A 17091-nucleotide genomic window follows, 5' to 3' on the forward strand; every position below is an offset into this window, starting at 1 on the left:
GCAAGACCCCGGGCGCGGCGCCGTACGACCGTTCAGTGCCCCGGCACTCCTGCCGCGGCCCTAGGGCCTCCCGGTCGGCACCTCGGCCAGCACCTCGGCCAGCACGCGTGCCGCCCGCTCCGCGTCCGCGAAGCCGACGTACAGGGGCGTGAAGCCGAACCGCAGCACGTCCGGATGCCGGAAGTCGCCGACGACCCCGCGCTCGATCAGGCGCTTCATGACCTCACCCGCGTCGGAACAGCGCAGCGCCACCTGGCTGCCCCGCTCCTCGTGGGCCACGGGGGTCAGCGACCGCACGCGCCCCTCGGGCACATAGGCCTCGACGCACTCCAGGAAGAAGTCCGTCAGGGCCAGGGACTTGGCGCGCACCGCCTCGGCGGTGACCCCGTCCCAGACCTCCAGGGCCGCCTCCAGCGCGAGCATCGACAGGATGTCCGGGGTGCCCACCCGGCCCCGTACCGCGCCCGCGGCGGGCTCGTAGGCGCTGCGCATGCCGAAGGGCTCGGCGTGCGAGTTCCAGCCGGGCAGCGGGGAGTCGAAACGGTCCTGGAGGTCGTGGCGCACATAGAGGTACGCCGGTGATCCCGGGCCGCCGTTGAGGTACTTGTAGGTGCAGCCGACCGCGAGGTCCACGCCGTGCTCGTCCAGGCCGACCGGCAGCGCGCCCGCGCTGTGGCACAGGTCCCAGACGGCGAGCGCGCCCGCCGCGTGCGCCGCGGCGGTGAGGCCGGGCAGGTCGTGCAGCCGGCCCGTGCGGTAGTCGACGTGGTTGAGGAGCACCGCGGCGGTACGGCCGGACAGCGCGCCCGGCACCTCGGCCGGGTCCACCGGGCGCAGGGTGCAGCCGGTCATCCGGGCCGCCGACTCGGCGATGTAGCCGTCCGACGGGAAGGTGCCGGCGTCCACGATGATCTCGTCCCGCCCCTCCCCCGCCATCCGCACCGCCGCCACCAGGGCCTTGAAGACGTTGACGCTGGTGGAGTCGCCGACCACGATCTGCCCGGGTGCGGCGCCCACGAGCGGAGCGATCAGGTCACCGATCCGCTCGGGCGCGGTCCACCAGCCGCCCTCGGTCCAGGAGCGGATGCGCAGCTCGCCCCACTGGCGGCCGACGACGTCCGCCACCCGGCCGGGGACGGCCACGGACAGCGCGCCCAGCGAGTTGCCGTCCAGGTAGACGGTCTCGTCGAGTACGAACTCGGCGCGCTTGGCGCCCAGTTCGTCGACGGCGTCCAGCTTCTGCGCACGTGCCTCGTACTCGGTGGGACCGGTCGTCTCAGACATGGGACCTCGCCGTCCACAGCTCGGGGAAAACGTTCTTGCGGGCGCGCTTCTCCAGCCAGGCCACGCCGGCCGAGCCGCCGGTGCCTGCCTTGGCGCCCATCGCGCGCCGGGTGGCCACGAGGTGGTCGTTGCGCCAGCGCCACACCAGTTCGGCGACGTCCGTGAGCGCCTCGCCCAGCCGGGCGACCTCGTCGCCGGCGTCGCCCGAGTAGACGGCCGTCCAGACCGCCTCGACCTCCGGGGACGGCTCGTAGCGCAGGGTGACGTCCCGCTCCAGGACGGCGGCCGGGACGGCGTGCCCGCGCCGGGCGAGGAGGCGCAGCACCTCGTCGTACAGGCTCGGCTCCTGGAGCGCCTTCTCGAGCTCGGCGTGGACGCGCGGTGCGCCGCGGTGCGGGACCAGCATCGACGCGGACTTCTCCCCAAGCAGGAACTCCATCCGCCGGTACATCGCCGACTGGAAGCCGGAGCCCTCGCCGAGGGCCGCGCGGTAGGAGTTGAACTGGGCCGGGGTGAGCTGTCCGAGCGGCTTCCAGGAGGCGTTCAGCGCCTCCAGCTCGCGTACGGACCGCTTCAGCGCGTCGATCGCCACCGGCACCCGGTCCTCGCGCAGGGCCTGCGCGGCGGTCTCCCACTCGTGGACGACGACGGTGAACCACAGCTCCATGACCTGGGTCGTGACCAGGAAGACCATCTCTCCGGGATCGTCCGAGAGGGTGTGCTGGAGGTGGGTGAGCACGTCCGCCTTGACGTAGTCCTCGTACGGCGTCGTGCCTGCGAAGTCGAGATGCGGGGTCTCCGGCTCTTGAGCCTGGCGAGCCTCGTGGGACATCGCTGTCTCCTGTTGTGTACTCCGGGTAGCGGTCCGCCCCTGCCATTGTCGACACGGTGGCCCCGGTCCCCAACGGGCATCCTCCGCGATCGTCCCTCAAAAGAGCAAGGCCCGCCCGGTCACGGACGGGCCTTGCTCCTGGCAGGCGGAAACCGCCCGCGGTGATTCATGGCGCATCATCGACTGTCGGCTTTCTTATTTATCTGACGCACCGGCGATAGAGGCGTATCGACTGTCTGGCGGCAGGGTCCTGGCCGATGCGGGGGAATCACCGGCCAAGACCTGTTCCTCACCTTGCGTGCCGGGCACTCAAGGAGTTCAGAAGGGCGGCTCCGCGTTCGGCGTCGTCGACACTCACGGCGAATTCCCTGCCCCTCGAAGGGTGGATGACCAGGCACTCCCCACCGCGCAGCATCACGGTGGTTCCCAGCCCGCTCAGCCGGTAGCCCCATCCGCCGACCAGGGCGGGCGTGCGGTTCTCGACGCGTGCCGACTCGATGTCCTCGGCCGCCCAGCGTCGTGCCGGCCAGCCGAAGGGGCCGAAGGCGACGTCCAGACCTCGCTCGCTGACTCGCGCCCGCACCGAGGAGCACCCGAGGACCAGAAGGGACGCGAATGCGAACGGCGTGGCCGCCAGCAGGAACGGACCGTCCGTCAGACCCGCGAGCGACGACACGACGACGGTGACCGCGAGCAGCCCGGTCAGGGCGGCGAGCGCCTGGAGCCAGGAGTTCGCCGTGCGGGCGAGCCATACGACCCGCTGCCCGGCGGGAATGTCCAGGGTCGGGCCGTCCGCCGCGGGCCGGGGTTCGTCCTGCGCCCGGCGCGCGGCCAGCAGGCCGGCCGCACCCGCTGCGGCCGCCACAACGAGCGTGCCCACGACCCCGCTCGTCACCGATCCCGCCTCGTGCCAGTCCGCGCGGTCCAGATTCGCCCGTACGACCGATGCCTGCCCGCCGAGCAGTGTCACACCGCCGAACCCGAGGCCCGCGGCCGCCCACCCTGGTACGCGGCGACCGGCCCCTGCCCGGCGCAGCGTCAGCACGACGACGAACGCCAGCACACCCCAGATCAGCGCGGGGAACAGTGCCGCAGCCCACAGCGGCATGGAGTCGTCGGGCCTGCCCGAGCCGGCGTCCCAGTGGGTCGCCAGTCGGTCCGGGAGCCGGCCGCTCGCGGCCAACGGCATTGCCACCAACAGGGCCAGGACGCCGACGCCCCAGCCAACGGCGCCCCGCGCCGCTCCGCTCTTGCGTCCCTGCTCGGTCACGAGATCCCCCTGATCATGTCGATGACGTCGTCCTTGCTGTAGCCGAGGTGCGCCGCGTCGGTCACCAGGCCGCGTACGCGGTGCAGCAGGACGGAGCGCTGGTCCGCCCCGTCGGCCACCGTCACGCCCCGGCCCCGCCGGAACTCCAACACCCCTTCGTCGCGCAGCGTCCGAAGGCCCCGCAGAACCGTGTTGACGTTCACATCCAGGGCCTGGGAAAGATCCCGGGCCGGGGGAAGGCGGTCTCCCGGCCCGCACTCCCCCTCGGCGATGGCGCGCCGGATCGCGCCGGCCACCTGCTCGTGCAGGGGGCGACTGTCCGCGGTGTTCAGTCTCAACAGCATGGTGCTAGTGAAGATAGCACCAACTGCTTGAAGTGGCGGCGCGGATTGAGACGAACGATGCGGTAACGCCACCGCGCGCTTTGCCTGGCGTTGACCGTGATCAGCGGTGCATGCACCGTCTCGGTCACCACATCGAGCAGCCGCGACTTGCCGCACCGCTTGGCCGGACCGACCACCGCCCGGGGCACCGCTCTCCTCCAGGAACGGTTCACCCTGGTGCATCCGGCAGCCGCAGATCCGCGGGTTCATCAGCATCAGCTTGATCTTGGAGTCGTCGAAGAAGCTGCCGCTGTGCGACCTGACCCCCTCGTCCCGCCACTCACGCGCGATCGACGCCCAGCGGATGCCGCCCAGGCAGTCCTTCACCGCCCTGCGGAGGTTCTCGGCCTCGCCCGGCACCAGCGTCCGTCGGTCCTCGCGGTTCCATCCGTACGGCGCCCGGCCGCCGGGGAGCTTGCCCTGCGCAGCCAGTTCCAGATGCTTGCGCTTCGTACGCCGCGAGGTGTCCGCCGAAGACTTGTTGGCAATGGTGACCTTGATCCGCGCGATGAACCGGCCGTTCTCCGTGGACAGATCGATGTCCCAGGCGACGACGCCGTCGATCCGCCCAGCCTTCAGGTCTTCCAGCATCTGCCGGAACTCGGGGCGTACCGTCTTGCGCTTGTACGCAGAGAGGCCGTTGTCCTCGAAGACCTTGGCGACCTCCCACCCCCGGGCAGCGCAGTGCAGTCGGCAGTCCTCCTCCTGCCGTGCGACGCCCAGCACCTCGGCCTCGCCGTCCTTGCTGATCCGGGTGTAGATGCCCAGCTGAATGGCCCCGGAGGAGGCGTCCCGGACGCCCATCCCCAAGTGGCAGACTGCTTGCATGACGACGCACAAGAACCTGCTCGGCGGCCCAGAGCCGACGTACCTGCCGGAGAACGAAGAGGCGTACCGCCTGCTGGGCAAGGAGTCCCAGCCCCCGGCCGAGGTCGCGGCGAAGCACCCTACGTTCTCGCTCGCCTGGGCCATGCTCGCCGACGACGCCTTCGAGGCGGGGCGAGTGGTTGAGTCATACGCCTACGCGCGCACCGGCTATCACCGCGGTCTGGACTCCCTGCGCCGTGCCGGGTGGAAGGGACATGGCCCCATCCCTTGGGACCACCGGGCCAATCGTGGGTTCCTGCGCTGCCTCGCGGCCCTCGCTCGCGCCGCGGGCGAGATCAACGAGAAGGACGAGACGGAGCGGTGCTGGCAGTTCCTGCAGGACAGCAGCGCCGAGGCGTACACCGAGCTGAAGCGGTAGTCACCGCACCCAAAATGTCTGGGCTGCCGTCACTCGGACAGCGACGGCGGCCAAGTACGCAGAACGATTACATGTAGCACCCTTCTCCCAGGGGACCGGCCCGTGGCCCTTCCAGCCGTTGCGGCGCAGGGCGTCCAGACCGCGGTGGCAGCCCGTACGGGCGTAGGCGTACGACTCCACGACGGCGTCGCGCTCGAACGCGTCGTCCGCGAGCTGGGCCCAGGCCAGCGAGGACGTGGGGTACTTGGCGGCGACGTCGGCGGGTGCGGTGCCGGCGGCGAGCAGCTCGCGCGGCTCGGGCTCGTCGGGGAGGTGGGTCGGGGACGGACCACCGAGGAGGTTCTCGTGCATCGTCATGGACTCCAGCCCGCTGCATTGTCCTTGATCGGTAACGGTTGCGTACGGCTCTGCCGAACGGGTGCCTCCGGGTGCACACTCCTGCCGGACCGCCAGTCGATCACGCGCACTTCAACGGGGGACCGGATGCCCACGCCGTACGCTGCCCGCGCCCGCCGACTCGCCCTGCTCGGCGTACTCGCCGCGGCCACGACGCTGGCGGCGGCCGCCTGCCGCCCGGACGGCACCGGCGCCGCCGGACCGGCCGCCGCGCCCTCCGCCACGGCCACGGGCACTCCCGCCGCCTCCGGGGGGCCTGGCTCGGCCGAACCCGCCTGTGCCGGGGAGTGGGGTCATGTCGACGTCCGGCTGTACGGGCACGCGATCGCCCAGGACGTGATCCGGCTGACCGTGCAGGAGGGGCGCTGGACCTGCCGGACACCCGGTACCACGGTCTGGCGGACGATCGGCCCGAAGCACGGCATCCGGCTCGCCGAGAACGCGCTGATCAGCGTCGGCGCGCCGTTCCAGGACTCCGCCGTGAACCGGCCCGTCGGCGTCCAGGCCTTCCTCGCCCGGCTCGACGGCGCGGCCGCGCAGCCGGGCAGCCTGCTCGTCTTCGGCTACCGGCAGAACGCCGACAGCGCCATCGTCCGGCTGGACCAGCGCCGCAGACCCTAGCGCCGCGGCAGACCCTGCTGCCGCGGTCGGAACTCTGCCGGAGCGCTAAGGCCTGCCCGCCTTGCCCGGACCGGTCGTTCCTGTCCGGGGGCGGCCGGGCTCCACCGGCGGCGAGGTCACACAGCCGTGCGTACGGCACTCGGGGCGGCGGCAGTCCGGGGCCGGGCGGCGCACGGTCGCGAACGCGATCGCCGCCCCGACCACCAGCACCGCCGCACACAGCGGCATCGCCCGCCGGAACGCGGCGTCGAAGGCGTCCGCCGAGCGGTAGGCCTCCGGCCCCATCCCGGCCAGCAGCGGCAGCGCGGCCACCGCGACGAGCCCGGCCGCGCGGGCCGCCGCGTTGTTGACCCCGCTGGCCAGGCCCGCCCGCGCGGTCTCCACGGAGGCGAGCACGGTCGCGGTCAGCGGGGCGACCAGCGCGACCATGCCGAGACCGAGCACGAGCAGCGCGGGCAGCACGTCCGGGACGTACGAGGCGCCCGGTCCGACGCGCAGCATCAGCAGCATCCCCGCGGCACACAGCAGCGGGCCGACGGTGAGCGGGATGCGCGGGCCGATCCGCTCGCCCAGCTCGCCCGAGCGGGCGGACAGCAGCAGCATCAGGGCGGTGGTCGGCAGCAGCGCCGTACCGGCGCCGAGGGCCGAGTAGCCCACCACGACCTGGAGCTGGAGCGCGGAGAGGAAGAAGAAGCCGCCGAAGGCCGCGTACACGCACAGCGTGACCAGGTTGACGGCGGTGAACTGGCGGGAGGAGAAGATGTCGAGCGGCAGCATCGGATCGGGGCTGTGCTTCTCGACGTAGACGAAGGCGACCGCCGCGAGCACGCCCAGGACCGCGCTGAACGCCACGACGAGGGAGCCGCTGACCGCCTCGACCAGGGCGTACGTCACCAGGGCGAGCGCGAGGGCGCCGAGCACCGCGCCGGGCACGTCGAAGCGGCCGTGCGCACGGCCGTCGGAGGACTCGGGGACATGGCGTACGGCGACGGGGGCGCAGATCAGCGCCAGGGGGACGTTGAGGAGGAACACCCAGCGCCAGCCCGGCCCGTCCACCAGCCAGCCGCCCAGGAACGGGCCGACGGCCGCGCCGATGCCGCCGAAACCGGACCACAGACCGACCGCCCGGCCCCGGTCGTCGGGGTGGAAGGACGCCTGGATCAGGGCGAGCGAGCCCGGGGTCAGCAGGGCGCCGCCGATCCCCTGGAGGGCACGGGCGGCGATGAGGACGCCGCTGTTCGGGGCGAGGCCGCACAGCAGCGACGCGGTGGCGAACCAGACCACACCGAGGACGAAGACCTTGCGCCGGCCGTAGTGGTCGCCGAGGGAGCCGCCGAGCAGGATCAGCCCGGCCAGCGTCACCAGGTACGCGTTGACGGTCCACTGGAGGGCTGCGAGGTCGGCATTCAGATCGCGGCCGATGGTGGGCAGCGCGACGTTGACGACGGTCGAGTCCAGCAGGGCCATGCTGGATCCGAGGACGGTGGTGAGCAGGATCCAGCGGCCGGTGGGGCTGGAGATCCTGACGGCGGGGACGTGCTGTGCGGGGACAGCCATGGAGAGATCATCCCTCCACGGCTGTCCCCGGGCCAGCCCTCCGGCGACCCGGGGGTCGCCGCAGCCGCCGGCTACTTGATCCGGGTGCCCGCGGAGCGCAGGTTCTGCGTGGCCTCGACGACGCGCTTGGCCATCGACGCCTCGGCCAGCTTGCCCCAGGTGCGCGGGTCGTAGGTGGACTTGGAGCCGACCTCGCCGTCGACCTTCAGCACACCGTCGTAGTTGCGGAACATGTGGTCGACCACGGGGCGGGTGAACGCGTACTGCGTGTCCGTGTCGATGTTCATCTTCACGACGCCGTTCTCCAGCGCGGTGGCGATCTCCTCCTCGGAGGAGCCGGAACCGCCGTGGAAGACGAAGTCGAACGGGGACGCCTTGCCGAACTTGGCGGCCACGCCGTCGTTCAGCTCCTTGAGGAGCTCCGGGCGCAGGACGACGTTGCCCGGCTTGTACACACCGTGGACGTTGCCGAACGAAGCGGCCAGCAGGTAGCGGCCCTTCTCGCCCAGGCCCAGCGCCTCGACCGTGCGGATCGCGTCCTCGACGGTGGTGTAGAGGGAGTCGTTGATCTCGTGCGAGACGCCGTCCTCCTCGCCGCCGGTCGGGGTGATCTCGACCTCGAGGATGATGTTCGCGGCGCGGGCCTTCTCCAGCAGCTCCTGGGCGATGGCCAGGTTGTCGGAGAGGGTCTCCGCCGAGCCGTCCCACATGTGGGACTGGAACAGCGGGTTACGGCCGGCCTTGACGCGCTCCTCGGAGACGGCGATCAGCGGACGCACGTACCCGTCGAGCTTGTCCTTCGGGCAGTGGTCGGTGTGCAGCGCGACCGTGACCGGGTACTTCTCGGCGAGGATGTGCGCGTACTCGGCCAGGGCCACCGCGCCGGTGACCATGTCCTTGCTGTACTGGCCGCCGAGGAACTCGGCACCGCCGGTCGAGATCTGGATGATGCCGTCGCTCTCCGCCTCGGCGAAGCCGCGCAGAGCCGCGTTCAGGGTCTGGCTCGAGGTGACGTTGATGGCCGGGTAGGCGAACTTGCCTGCCTTCGCCCGGTCGAGCATCTCGTTGTAGACCTCGGGGGTTGCGATGGGCATCTGTCCGCTCCTTGTATGTGCGGGTGGGGTTCTGCGTTTACGGCCCTGACCTAGACCTTGATGTGACGTCGTCGTCGGCGACATCTTTCCAGACCTGGGCCGATGCTGGGTGCAGCGCGTCCCGCCCTGTGGACAACTCCCGTCCGGCCGTCGAACACCCCGCGGGGCAACTCCCGTACGACGGCCGAACGGAAGGCCGGACCTCAGTCCAGGCCCAGCTCGTCCTTGGAGAACGCGAAGCGGTAGGGCACGCCCGCGCCCGCCTCGATCTTCTCGGCCGCGCCGGTCGCCCGGTCGACGATGGTCGCCACGGCGACCACCTCGGCACCGGCCTCGCGCACGGCCTCGACCGCGGTGAGCGGGGAGCCGCCGGTGGTGGAGGTGTCCTCGACGACCAGCACGCGCCGTCCGGCGATCTCCGGTCCCTCGACCCTCCGTTGCAGACCGTGCGCCTTCGCGGCCTTGCGGACGACGAAGGCGTCCAGCTTGCGTCCGCGCGCGGCGGCCGCGTGCAGCATGGCCGCGGCCACCGGGTCGGCGCCCATGGTCAGGCCGCCGACCGCGTCGAAGTCGAGGTCCGCCGTCAGGTCCAGCAGCACCTGGCCGACCAGCGGGGCGGCCTCTCCGTCGAGGGTGATGCGGCGCAGGTCGATGTAGTAGTCGGCCTCCAGTCCCGAGGAGAGAGTCACCTTGCCGTGCACCACGGCCTTGTCCTTGATCTGCGTCAGCAGCTCGCCACGTACGTCCGTCATGTCTGCCAGCTTAGAGGCGCCGCCAGCTCCAGGTGGTGGTGGCCTCCAGCGGCTCCAGCGGTGTGACCAGGCGCGGGAGGGTGTTGAGCCCGTTGGGCGGACCGGTCTGCGGTTCGACGCACACCGCGGCCTCCTGTTCGTCGTAGACGACCACCCACTCCTCGGGGCTGGTCACCTTCAGCTCCAGCTGCTCCGGCCAGGTGAGCGTGACGTCGACGCCGCCGGGCATGCCGAAGCAGTCGTCCCAGGGGCCCGGCCGGGGCTCGACGCGGTTCCCGGTCGGCAGATGGTCGTCGCCGCGCTCCTCCTGCCAGGCCGGTTCGAAGGCGACCCGGACGTCCTGGCCGCCGAGGTTGCGGTGGAACCAGGGATGCCAGCCGATCTGCGCCGGGAAGGAGGACGCGTACGTCTCCACCGACATGGTGAGCGTCAGGGCGTCCGGGGCGAGCGCGACCGCCTGGGTGACCCGGCCGGTGAAGGGCCAGGGCTCGACCAGGTCGTACGTGATGACGGCCTCGTCCGCCGCCTTGCGCGCCACCCGCCAGGCGCCGTCCCTGGCGGTGCCGTGGATGGCGTGCGGCGGGGAGTTGAGCGGCATCTGGTGGACGGTGCCGCCGTCCCGGAACACTCCGTCGCGGATCCGCCCGCACCAGGGGACCATCGGGAAGCAGCCGAAACGCTCCCCCTGCCGGAGCAGCTCGACGCCGCCGATGCGGAGCCCGCCGATCCGGCCGCCGTTGCCCGGCTGTACTACGACTTCCGCGTCTCCCGCGGTCAACGTGATGTCTTCGTTACTCACGGAACGACCCTACTGGGCGGATCAAGAGGACCGGCGGCCCGGCGCTCAGCGTCGCTTGCGCAGGGCGCGGCCGACCACGATCGCGGAGGCCACCACCAGGGCCGCCGCGGGCGCGGCCCAGCGGAGGGTGGGGTTCGGCGCGATGGTCTGCGGCGCGGGCACGGGTGCGTACCGTCCGCGCGGCGGCGCGTGGTCCACCTCCTCCGCACTCCGCCCGATCATCGTCCGCCGGGCGTGCGCGGCCTCGGCGGGAGGCTCCATGGAGTCCATGGGCGCCACGGGTTCCACGGGTTCCAGGGGCGCCACGGCTTCTTCGGGCTCCTCGGGCGCCGTGATCCCCTCCGGCTCCTCGGGCGCCTCGGGCGCCGTGACCTCTTCGGGCTCCGCGGGCTCTGTGGGCGCTACGGCCGCCTCGGTTTCCGCGGACTTCTCGGGTGCCCCGGGCTCAGGTGACCCCACGGCCTCTACGGACTCCTCGGACGCCTCGGGCTCCGCGGACTTCTCGGGTTCCGCGAGCGCCACAGCCTCCTCGGACTCGGACTCGGGCTCCTCCGGCTCCACAGACGCCACGGCCTCTACGGGTTCCGCGGGGTGCGTCGGCCGGACAGGCTCGGCCGGGCCGGTGGCCGGCTGCTGCGGCGCCGCGGCGCCGGGCTGCGCGCCGCCCGCCCGGGCGGCCTCGTCCGGTGCCTCCGGTGCGTCCGCCTCCTCCGCACCCAGCCCCTCCGCGAAACGGTTCAGCAGCCGGGTCACGGCCGCGTCGACCGCCGTCCTGGGCAGCTCGGCGACCCTGCCGTCCGCCGTGGCCGTGCCGCCGAAGGCGAGAGTGGCACCGCCGTCCGCAGCGGCCACGCGCAGGACCAGGGCGAACGTCACCGCCCCCGGACCGCGTGCCTCGGTCGCCTCGCCCTCGACGGCGTACGCACCGTCCTCGCGCGCCGTGACCCGGACGGAGCCCCGGTAGGTGATGCTGTGGCTTCCGACCCGGACCTTCAGCCGTCCGCTGCCGGGCTCGCCGCCCGCGTCCTGCTGAAGCCCGGGGACCGCGCGGGCGACCCGTGCGGGGTCGGCCAGCGTCGCCCTGAGCCGCTCGGCGGGAACCGGAACGAAAACCTCATGCTCCATGTCGTCGGAGCCTACCCAGGGGCCGCCCCGAATACCTCCCTCTCGGCCGGAGACACCTGCGCGTACCGGGGCGGTTCAGTAGCGCGGATGGACCAGTGTCGAGGCCGGCAGCCCCCGGATCCGGGTCCGGTCCGCGGCCCGCGCGTCCGCCGCGAGCCCCGCCCGGGTCAGGGTGCGCGGCGGGCGCTCGTCCCGGGCCAGGCCCAGGACCGGACGGACGTCGGCCCGCGCCAGGACGAAGCCCCAGTCGAGTGGCGCGCGGGTGGCGGGGGCGGACCGGCCCGGGCCCGCCCCGGAGCCGTCGTCGTGATCGGTCACGCGGTAGGGGGCGGTGCGCAGACCCGCGGCCCGGACGGTGGAGTCCACCGTCCAGAAGTCGCGCCGACGGCGCGCGACCTGCCCGGCGTGCACCACCAGCCGGCCGCCGCTCGCCAGGACGCGCCGGGTCAGCCCGTAGAACTCCAGCGAGTACAGCTTCGTGCCGGCGGTGACGGCCGGGTCCGGCAGATCCGAGACGACGACGTCGTACGCCCCGCGCGGGGCCCGGCGCAGCCAGCGGAAGGGGTCGGCCGTCGTCACGTGCACGCGCGGGTCGCCGTACACGTGGTCGTTCAGCGCGGACAGCGCCGGGTCGGAGCGCGCCAACCGCACGACGCCCGCGTCGAGTTCGACGATGTCGACCCGGCGCACCCCGAGGTGGCGCAGCACCTCGCGGGCGGCGAGTCCGTCGCCGCCGCCGAGGATGAGCACGCGCGCGTGCGGGCCGTTCATCGCGGGGTGGACCAGGGCCTCGTGATAGCGCCGCTCGCCGCGGCCGCCGGCCCGCAGCCGGCCGTCGAGGAAGAGGCTGACGGGACGGCCGTGGACACCGCCGGTGAGCACCACCTCCTGCACCTCGGTCCGCACCGCCACCCGTACGTCGTCGCCGTACACCGCGCGCCGTGCCGCCTGTTCGAAGTCGCCGACGAGTACGGCGGCCGTGGCGAGGACGCCGAGCACGGCGAGGTTGGCGACCAGCAGCAGCCAGCGGGCGCGGCGGCTCAGGTCCCGGCGGAACAGCCCGAGGACGAGGGCGCCGCCGGCCAGCACGTTCACCGTGCCGGTGCACAGGACGCCGGTCAGCTGGCCCAGGACGGGCAGCAGCAGGAAGGGGAAGGCGAGGCCGCCGACCAGGGCGCCGACGTAGTCGGCCGCGAACAGGTCGGCCACCGCGCCGCCCGCGTCCTGTCTGCGGATGCGCTGGATCAGCTCCATCAGCAGCGGCACCTCGGCACCGATCAGCAGGCCGATGACGAGGGAGAAGACGACCAGCAGGCAGCGCGGGCCGTCGACCCACAGGCCTCCCCAGTCACCGGTCCAGGCGAACACCGCGTACAGGACCATGGCGCTGCTGCCGCCGACGAGGGCGAGCGCCGCCTCGACCGCGCAGAAGCCGGCGGCCGCGTGCCGGCGCAGCCGTTTGGCGGCGAGGGAGCCGATGCCCATCGCGAAGACCATGACCGACAGCACGACCGAGGCCTGTGTGACCGAGTCGCCGATCAAGTACGAGGCCAGGGCGACGAGTTCGAGTTCGTACACCAGTCCGCAGGCGGCGCAGACGAAGACGCCCGCGAGGACCAGGAACCGTCCGGTGCCCGGCCGGACCGGCAGCCGCGCGTGGCCGCCCCAGGACGGCGAGGTGCCGGGCGGGGCGGGGGCGCGCGACTCGATCACGACTGCGACGTTACGTGACGAACACGGCACGCTTCGTCACCCACACGTGTGGAAATACCCGCTGTTCGGGTGTCTTGTGTTTACCGGGGTCAGACCCCGGACCGGCTGAGCCGGCCGCACCGTCCCGCGGGGACCCGCATCCCGACCCGGGTCCGGGTCGCCACCAGCTGGCCGTCCTGCGGGTAGGCGTGCCAGGTGCGCCAGTGCACATGGCCGTCGTGGCGCTGGGCGAGCATGGCCGTGAACGCGTGCGGACTGCCGGGGAAGACGCCCGCGAGACTGTTCGGATGATCGCAGACGAGGGCCAGCAGTTCCTGCGCGCGGCCCGCGAACGAGCCCGGCGAGAGGACCTCGACGCGCGCGGCGAACTCGTACTCCCAGTCGTCGACCCGCTTGGCGACGCCGAGCGGCAGGGGTGTGCTGCTGCCGGGAATGCAGGCCACCGTCTCCGAACAGCGGCCCTGCTCCTGCTCCACCAGCACCTGGTGGGACGCGCCGAGCAGTCTCAACTGGAGATTGGCGCCGTCCAGTTCGAGGTCGAGTGTGGCCAGGGCGGGGAGCGGCTCGCGCCCCAGGGCCCAGGCGAGGTCTGCCGCGCGCGTGTCGGTGTAGGAGGTGTTCAGGGTCGTGAGCATGGATCGGCTCCGCAAGCACGCAAAGAAAAAGGGGGTGTTGGTCCGGCGCACCCCGGTCGACTCCGGTCGACTCCGGTCGACGGCGGGAATTCGGCCCGGTCAGCCCAGTCGGGAGGGGTGTCCGCGCAAGACGTCCGAGGGGCTGCGATGGTGGTTTAGAGGGAATCATGAACTGTGCTGCCGCCACAGCGTTTTTACCCAACTTCGTGGGGTTTCCATCCCTCAGAGGGCCCGACAGCTCAACTGTTCAACCACGGCGTGCGCCGGAGCCCCACGGCGCACACCCGCGCGGTACGGGGCCCGAACGAATGTCCGGGCCCCGTCCGCCGGATACGGCTCCCCCTGCTGGAGCTCGGCTGCCCCGTGTCAGCTGCCTCCGCCGCATCCGCCCCCGCCGCCGCAGGACGACCCGCCCCCGCACGAGTGACCACCACCGCAGGACGACCCGCCCCCGCACGAGTGACCACCCGAATGCCCGCCTGAATGACCACCGGAGTGGCCGCCCGTGGACGAGCCGGTGCTGTCTCCCCCGCCGGCCCACCAGCTGCTGTCGCTGCCGCTACCGCTGCCGCCGCGCCGACGGCTGACGCCGTACGCCCGCGCCTTGCCGTTCCTGCGCGCCGAGGACGCGACGGCGCCCGCGAACAGGACCGCGGCGACCACCAGGATGATGCCCAAGGCCATGGCGTCACCCTCCTTCCGATTCCCCCGAAGCGGCCCCCCGTGGGCGCCTCGTTCCTTGCGTGGACTGGGGATGCCAGGCCGCCCGCGCGGCCAAAGCAGAGTTGAGCAACTTCTGAGGGTCCGACCGAAGAAAAGGCCCCTGACCTGCACCGGAGTGCAGATCGGGGGCCGTTCGTACCTCAGGGGCCGTCAGGCGCCCAGGTGGACGGGGGCCTTCTGGACGGACCGGCCCAGGATGTGGCCGCTGAGGGTGCCGTCGGCATTCAGGACGACCAGCGTGACGTCGTCCTGGAGGACGACCGGGCGGCCCTTGGCCCACGCGACGGGGAACGTGCCGTGGCCGGTGGTCAGCTGCGCCCCGTAGACACCGTTGTGCCTGACGAGCTTCACGGTTGCGCCGTTGGCCAGCTTGTAGCGGCCGAGCCGGGGTGCGGGCGCGGTCTCGGACCCGGTCCAGGTGACGGTCGTGCCGTCCGGGTTCAGCACCAGCGTGCGGGTGCCGTACAGGGCGGCGCCGGAGCGGCCGTGGGCGTCGAGGAAGCGCACCAGCCTGCCGTCCCGGAAGAGACGGGCCTGGTAGTGGCCGACGGAGACCTTGAACGTCTGCACGGTCGTACGGGAGTCGAGGCGCAGGGTGCGCACGAGCCTGCCGCTCAGGGTGCAGTCGGCGGACAGCGCCGGGAAGGCGGTGCTGCGCCAGGGGGTCGGTCCGCCCTCGCTGCGCTGCCCGAAGACGGGCCTGGCGCCGAGCACTCCGGTGATCTTCAAGCCGTCGGCCAGGTCGGTGGGCCTGCTCTGGTCCACGGTCGCGACGACGCCGCCCCTGTCGTTCAGGAGCTTGGCGGACGCACCGCTGTGCGCACTGTTGACCAGCCGTACCGTCATGCCGCCGAAGACGGAGGGGATGGTCTTGACCGCGACGCAGGCGCTGCCCGCCGACGGCGCGACCGGGGTGGCGGCACTGGCGGCGGCACCGGCCGAGACGACGCAGGCGGCGGTCGTGCCGACGAGGGCGAAGGTGGCGAGGGTGGTGCGGAGTGCAGTGCGCATAGCTGCTCCTGGCGACGTTGCTTCGGCCGTGCCGACCTCTCCGACCGGCGGGAACAACGTTAAAGATCACTCGTGCCAGGGCCGTCGATCTTGCGTCACAGACATGTGACAGCCGGCCGCCCATCGACACAGGCGACCCTCGGCGAAGGTGGGTTGAACAACCCCGGAGCTTCGGCGCAGGATGGCCGGCATGACCTCCAGCGCACGCCCCTTCCTCAACCGCCGGCTCGCCGAGTTCGGGACGACGATCTTCGCCGAGATGTCGGCGCTGGCCGTACGGACCGGGGCGATCAACCTGGGCCAGGGCTTCCCCGACACGGACGGACCCGAGGAGATCAGGGAGGCCGCGGTGCGCGCGCTGCGCGACGGCCTCGGCAACCAGTACCCGCCGGGCCCCGGCATCCCCGAGCTGCGCACCGCCGTCGCCGCGCACCAGCAGCGCCGCTACGGCCTGTCCTACGACCCCGACACCGAGGTCCTGGTCACGGCCGGCGCCACGGAGGCCATCGCCGCGGCCCTGCTCGCCCTGCTGGAGCCGGGCGACGAGGTGATCGCCCTGGAGCCCTACTACGACTCCTACGCGGCCTGCATCGCGATGGCGGGCGGCACCCGGGTGCCGGTCACCCTGCGCCCGCACGACGGCGCGTTCCGCCTGGACCTCGACGAACTGCGCGCCGCGGTCACCGACCGCACCCGCCTGCTGCTGGTCAACACCCCGCACAACCCGACCGGCACGGTCCTCACCCGCGAGGAGCTGACGGCGGTCGCGGAGCTGGCCGTGGAGCGCGACCTGCTGGTGGTCACCGACGAGGTGTACGAGCACCTCGTCTTCGACGGGGCCGAGCACCTGCCGCTCGCCGCCTTCCCCGGGATGCGCGAGCGCACGGTCACGATCGGCTCGGCCGGCAAGACCTTCTCCTTCACCGGCTGGAAGGTCGGCTGGGTCACCGCTCCGCCCGCCCTGGTCACGGCGGTGCGCTCGGCGAAGCAGTTCCTGACGTACGTGTCGGCCGGACCGTTCCAGTACGCGGTCGCCGAGGCGCTCGCCCTCCCGGACTCCTACTTCGAGTCCTTCCGCGAGGACATGCGGGTCAGGCGCGACATCCTCGCGGCCGGCCTGAAGGAGGCGGGCTTCCAGGTCTACAGCACCGCCGGCACCTACTTCATCACCACCGACATCCGCCCGCTCGGCGAGAGCGACGGCTTCGCCTTCTGCCGCGCCCTGCCGGAGCGGGCCGGTGTGGTCGCCATCCCGAACGCGGTCTTCTACGACCACCGCGAGGCCGGCGCCCCCTTCGTCCGGTTCGCGTTCTGCAAGCGCACCGAGGTGCTGGAGGAGGCCGTACGGCGCCTGAAGTCCCTGCCGGCCTGACGCCCGGCCGGTCCGAGGTCATGCGGGTCGGCCGGTCCGAGGCCGTGCGGCTCGGCCGGTCCGAGGTCATGCGGGCCTGCCGGTCCGGGGTCGTGCGGGTCGGCCGGGAGGTGCCGTCCCGTGCGGTGGCCCGATCCACCCCGACGGCGGACCGGTCCGCCTGGGAGCGCTCCGCCGGGAAGGGTGGCGGGCGTCCCGGCGGGGGGGGGGTAGGGATCCCCCGGTCACGCAGGCGCCCCCGGGGGGGGGGGGGGGGCACCCACCCCCAAGCCCCCACC

16 protein-coding genes and 3 pseudogenes are annotated in these 17091 nt (G+C 72.6%); 3 read left to right on the forward strand and 16 right to left on the reverse strand.

The features are described 5' to 3' along the window. Positions 1–60 precede the first annotated feature (60 nt). From kynU to ABT085_RS29745, 6 genes and pseudogenes are all read right to left on the reverse strand, one after another. Positions 61–1284, reverse strand: a complete 1224-nt coding sequence (gene kynU / locus ABT085_RS29725) for a kynureninase (protein ID WP_351614553.1) — start codon at positions 1282–1284, stop codon at positions 61–63. Further along, positions 1277–2116 (reverse strand): tryptophan 2,3-dioxygenase family protein, encoded by an 840-nt coding sequence (locus ABT085_RS29730; protein WP_351614555.1) that lies wholly within the window; start codon positions 2114–2116, stop codon positions 1277–1279. The genes kynU and ABT085_RS29730 overlap by 8 nt, the downstream gene beginning before the upstream one ends. Positions 2117–2405: 289 nt before the next feature. Then, on the reverse strand, positions 2406–3386 hold the full coding sequence (locus ABT085_RS29735) for a DUF1648 domain-containing protein (protein ID WP_351614558.1): 981 nt from the start codon (positions 3384–3386) through the stop codon (positions 2406–2408). Further along, positions 3383–3730, reverse strand: a complete 348-nt coding sequence (locus tag ABT085_RS29740) for a GntR family transcriptional regulator (RefSeq protein WP_351614595.1) — start codon at positions 3728–3730, stop codon at positions 3383–3385. Before ABT085_RS29740 ends, ABT085_RS29735 begins: the two co-directional genes overlap by 4 nt. A gap of 65 nt (positions 3731–3795) precedes the next feature. Beyond that, a pseudogene (locus tag ABT085_RS46775) lies at positions 3796–3915 on the reverse strand (DUF3631 domain-containing protein); the annotation flags it as partial. Positions 3916–3949: 34 nt separating this feature from the next. Continuing rightward, positions 3950–4597: pseudogene (locus ABT085_RS29745) on the reverse strand (recombinase family protein); the annotation flags it as partial. Here ABT085_RS29745 and ABT085_RS29750 point away from each other — a divergent pair. Then, positions 4596–5015 (forward strand): DUF3151 domain-containing protein, encoded by a 420-nt coding sequence (locus tag ABT085_RS29750; RefSeq protein WP_351614560.1) that lies wholly within the window; start codon positions 4596–4598, stop codon positions 5013–5015. The pseudogene ABT085_RS29745 and the gene ABT085_RS29750 overlap by 2 nt on opposite strands. A gap of 18 nt (positions 5016–5033) precedes the next feature. Here ABT085_RS29750 and ABT085_RS29755 read toward each other — a convergent pair. After that, positions 5034–5372, reverse strand: a pseudogene (locus tag ABT085_RS29755) (DUF3151 domain-containing protein); the annotation flags it as partial. Between the two features lie 126 nt (positions 5373–5498). Between ABT085_RS29755 and ABT085_RS29760 the strand changes: the two are divergent. Continuing rightward, complete coding sequence (locus tag ABT085_RS29760) at positions 5499–6032, forward strand: hypothetical protein (RefSeq protein ID WP_351614566.1); 534 nt, start codon at positions 5499–5501, stop codon at positions 6030–6032. Between the two features lie 45 nt (positions 6033–6077). Here the strand turns inward: ABT085_RS29760 and ABT085_RS29765 are convergent, their stop codons facing one another. The 9 genes from ABT085_RS29765 to ABT085_RS29805 form a co-directional block, all read right to left on the reverse strand. Continuing rightward, the gene (locus tag ABT085_RS29765) at positions 6078–7589 is read right to left on the reverse strand and encodes an MFS transporter (RefSeq protein WP_351614568.1); all 1512 of its coding nucleotides are present in this window, start codon (positions 7587–7589) and stop codon (positions 6078–6080) included. Positions 7590–7660: 71 nt separating this feature from the next. After that, a complete protein-coding gene (gene fbaA, locus ABT085_RS29770) occupies positions 7661–8683 on the reverse strand; it encodes a class II fructose-bisphosphate aldolase (RefSeq protein WP_351614571.1) in 1023 nt (340 codons plus the stop codon). Between the two features lie 203 nt (positions 8684–8886). Next, entirely contained in the window at positions 8887–9435 is a 549-nt protein-coding gene (pyrE, locus tag ABT085_RS29775) for an orotate phosphoribosyltransferase (RefSeq protein ID WP_351614574.1), read from the reverse strand. A 10-nt stretch (positions 9436–9445) separates the two neighbouring features. Further along, the gene (locus ABT085_RS29780) at positions 9446–10234 is read right to left on the reverse strand and encodes an aldose epimerase family protein (protein ID WP_351614576.1); all 789 of its coding nucleotides are present in this window, start codon (positions 10232–10234) and stop codon (positions 9446–9448) included. A gap of 45 nt (positions 10235–10279) precedes the next feature. Then, positions 10280–11359: an SRPBCC domain-containing protein gene (locus tag ABT085_RS29785; protein WP_351614578.1), complete on the reverse strand. Its 1080-nt coding sequence runs from the start codon at positions 11357–11359 to the stop codon at positions 10280–10282. A gap of 75 nt (positions 11360–11434) precedes the next feature. Beyond that, complete coding sequence (locus tag ABT085_RS29790) at positions 11435–13072, reverse strand: polyamine aminopropyltransferase (RefSeq protein ID WP_351614581.1); 1638 nt, start codon at positions 13070–13072, stop codon at positions 11435–11437. Positions 13073–13161: 89 nt separating this feature from the next. After that, on the reverse strand, positions 13162–13707 hold the full coding sequence (locus ABT085_RS29795; protein ID WP_351614584.1) for a DUF2617 family protein: 546 nt from the start codon (positions 13705–13707) through the stop codon (positions 13162–13164). Between the two features lie 366 nt (positions 13708–14073). Further along, the gene (locus ABT085_RS29800; RefSeq protein ID WP_351614587.1) at positions 14074–14391 is read right to left on the reverse strand and encodes a hypothetical protein; all 318 of its coding nucleotides are present in this window, start codon (positions 14389–14391) and stop codon (positions 14074–14076) included. A gap of 189 nt (positions 14392–14580) precedes the next feature. After that, the gene (locus ABT085_RS29805) at positions 14581–15441 is read right to left on the reverse strand and encodes a hypothetical protein (protein WP_351614589.1); all 861 of its coding nucleotides are present in this window, start codon (positions 15439–15441) and stop codon (positions 14581–14583) included. A 181-nt stretch (positions 15442–15622) separates the two neighbouring features. Here ABT085_RS29805 and ABT085_RS29810 point away from each other — a divergent pair, with 181 nt between their 5' ends. Then, positions 15623–16813 (forward strand): pyridoxal phosphate-dependent aminotransferase, encoded by a 1191-nt coding sequence (locus ABT085_RS29810; protein WP_351614592.1) that lies wholly within the window; start codon positions 15623–15625, stop codon positions 16811–16813. Positions 16814–17091 lie beyond the last annotated feature (278 nt).

This window comes from Streptomyces sp. NPDC002265 (assembly GCF_040296125.1).
Lineage (GTDB): Bacteria > Actinomycetota > Actinomycetes > Streptomycetales > Streptomycetaceae > Streptomyces.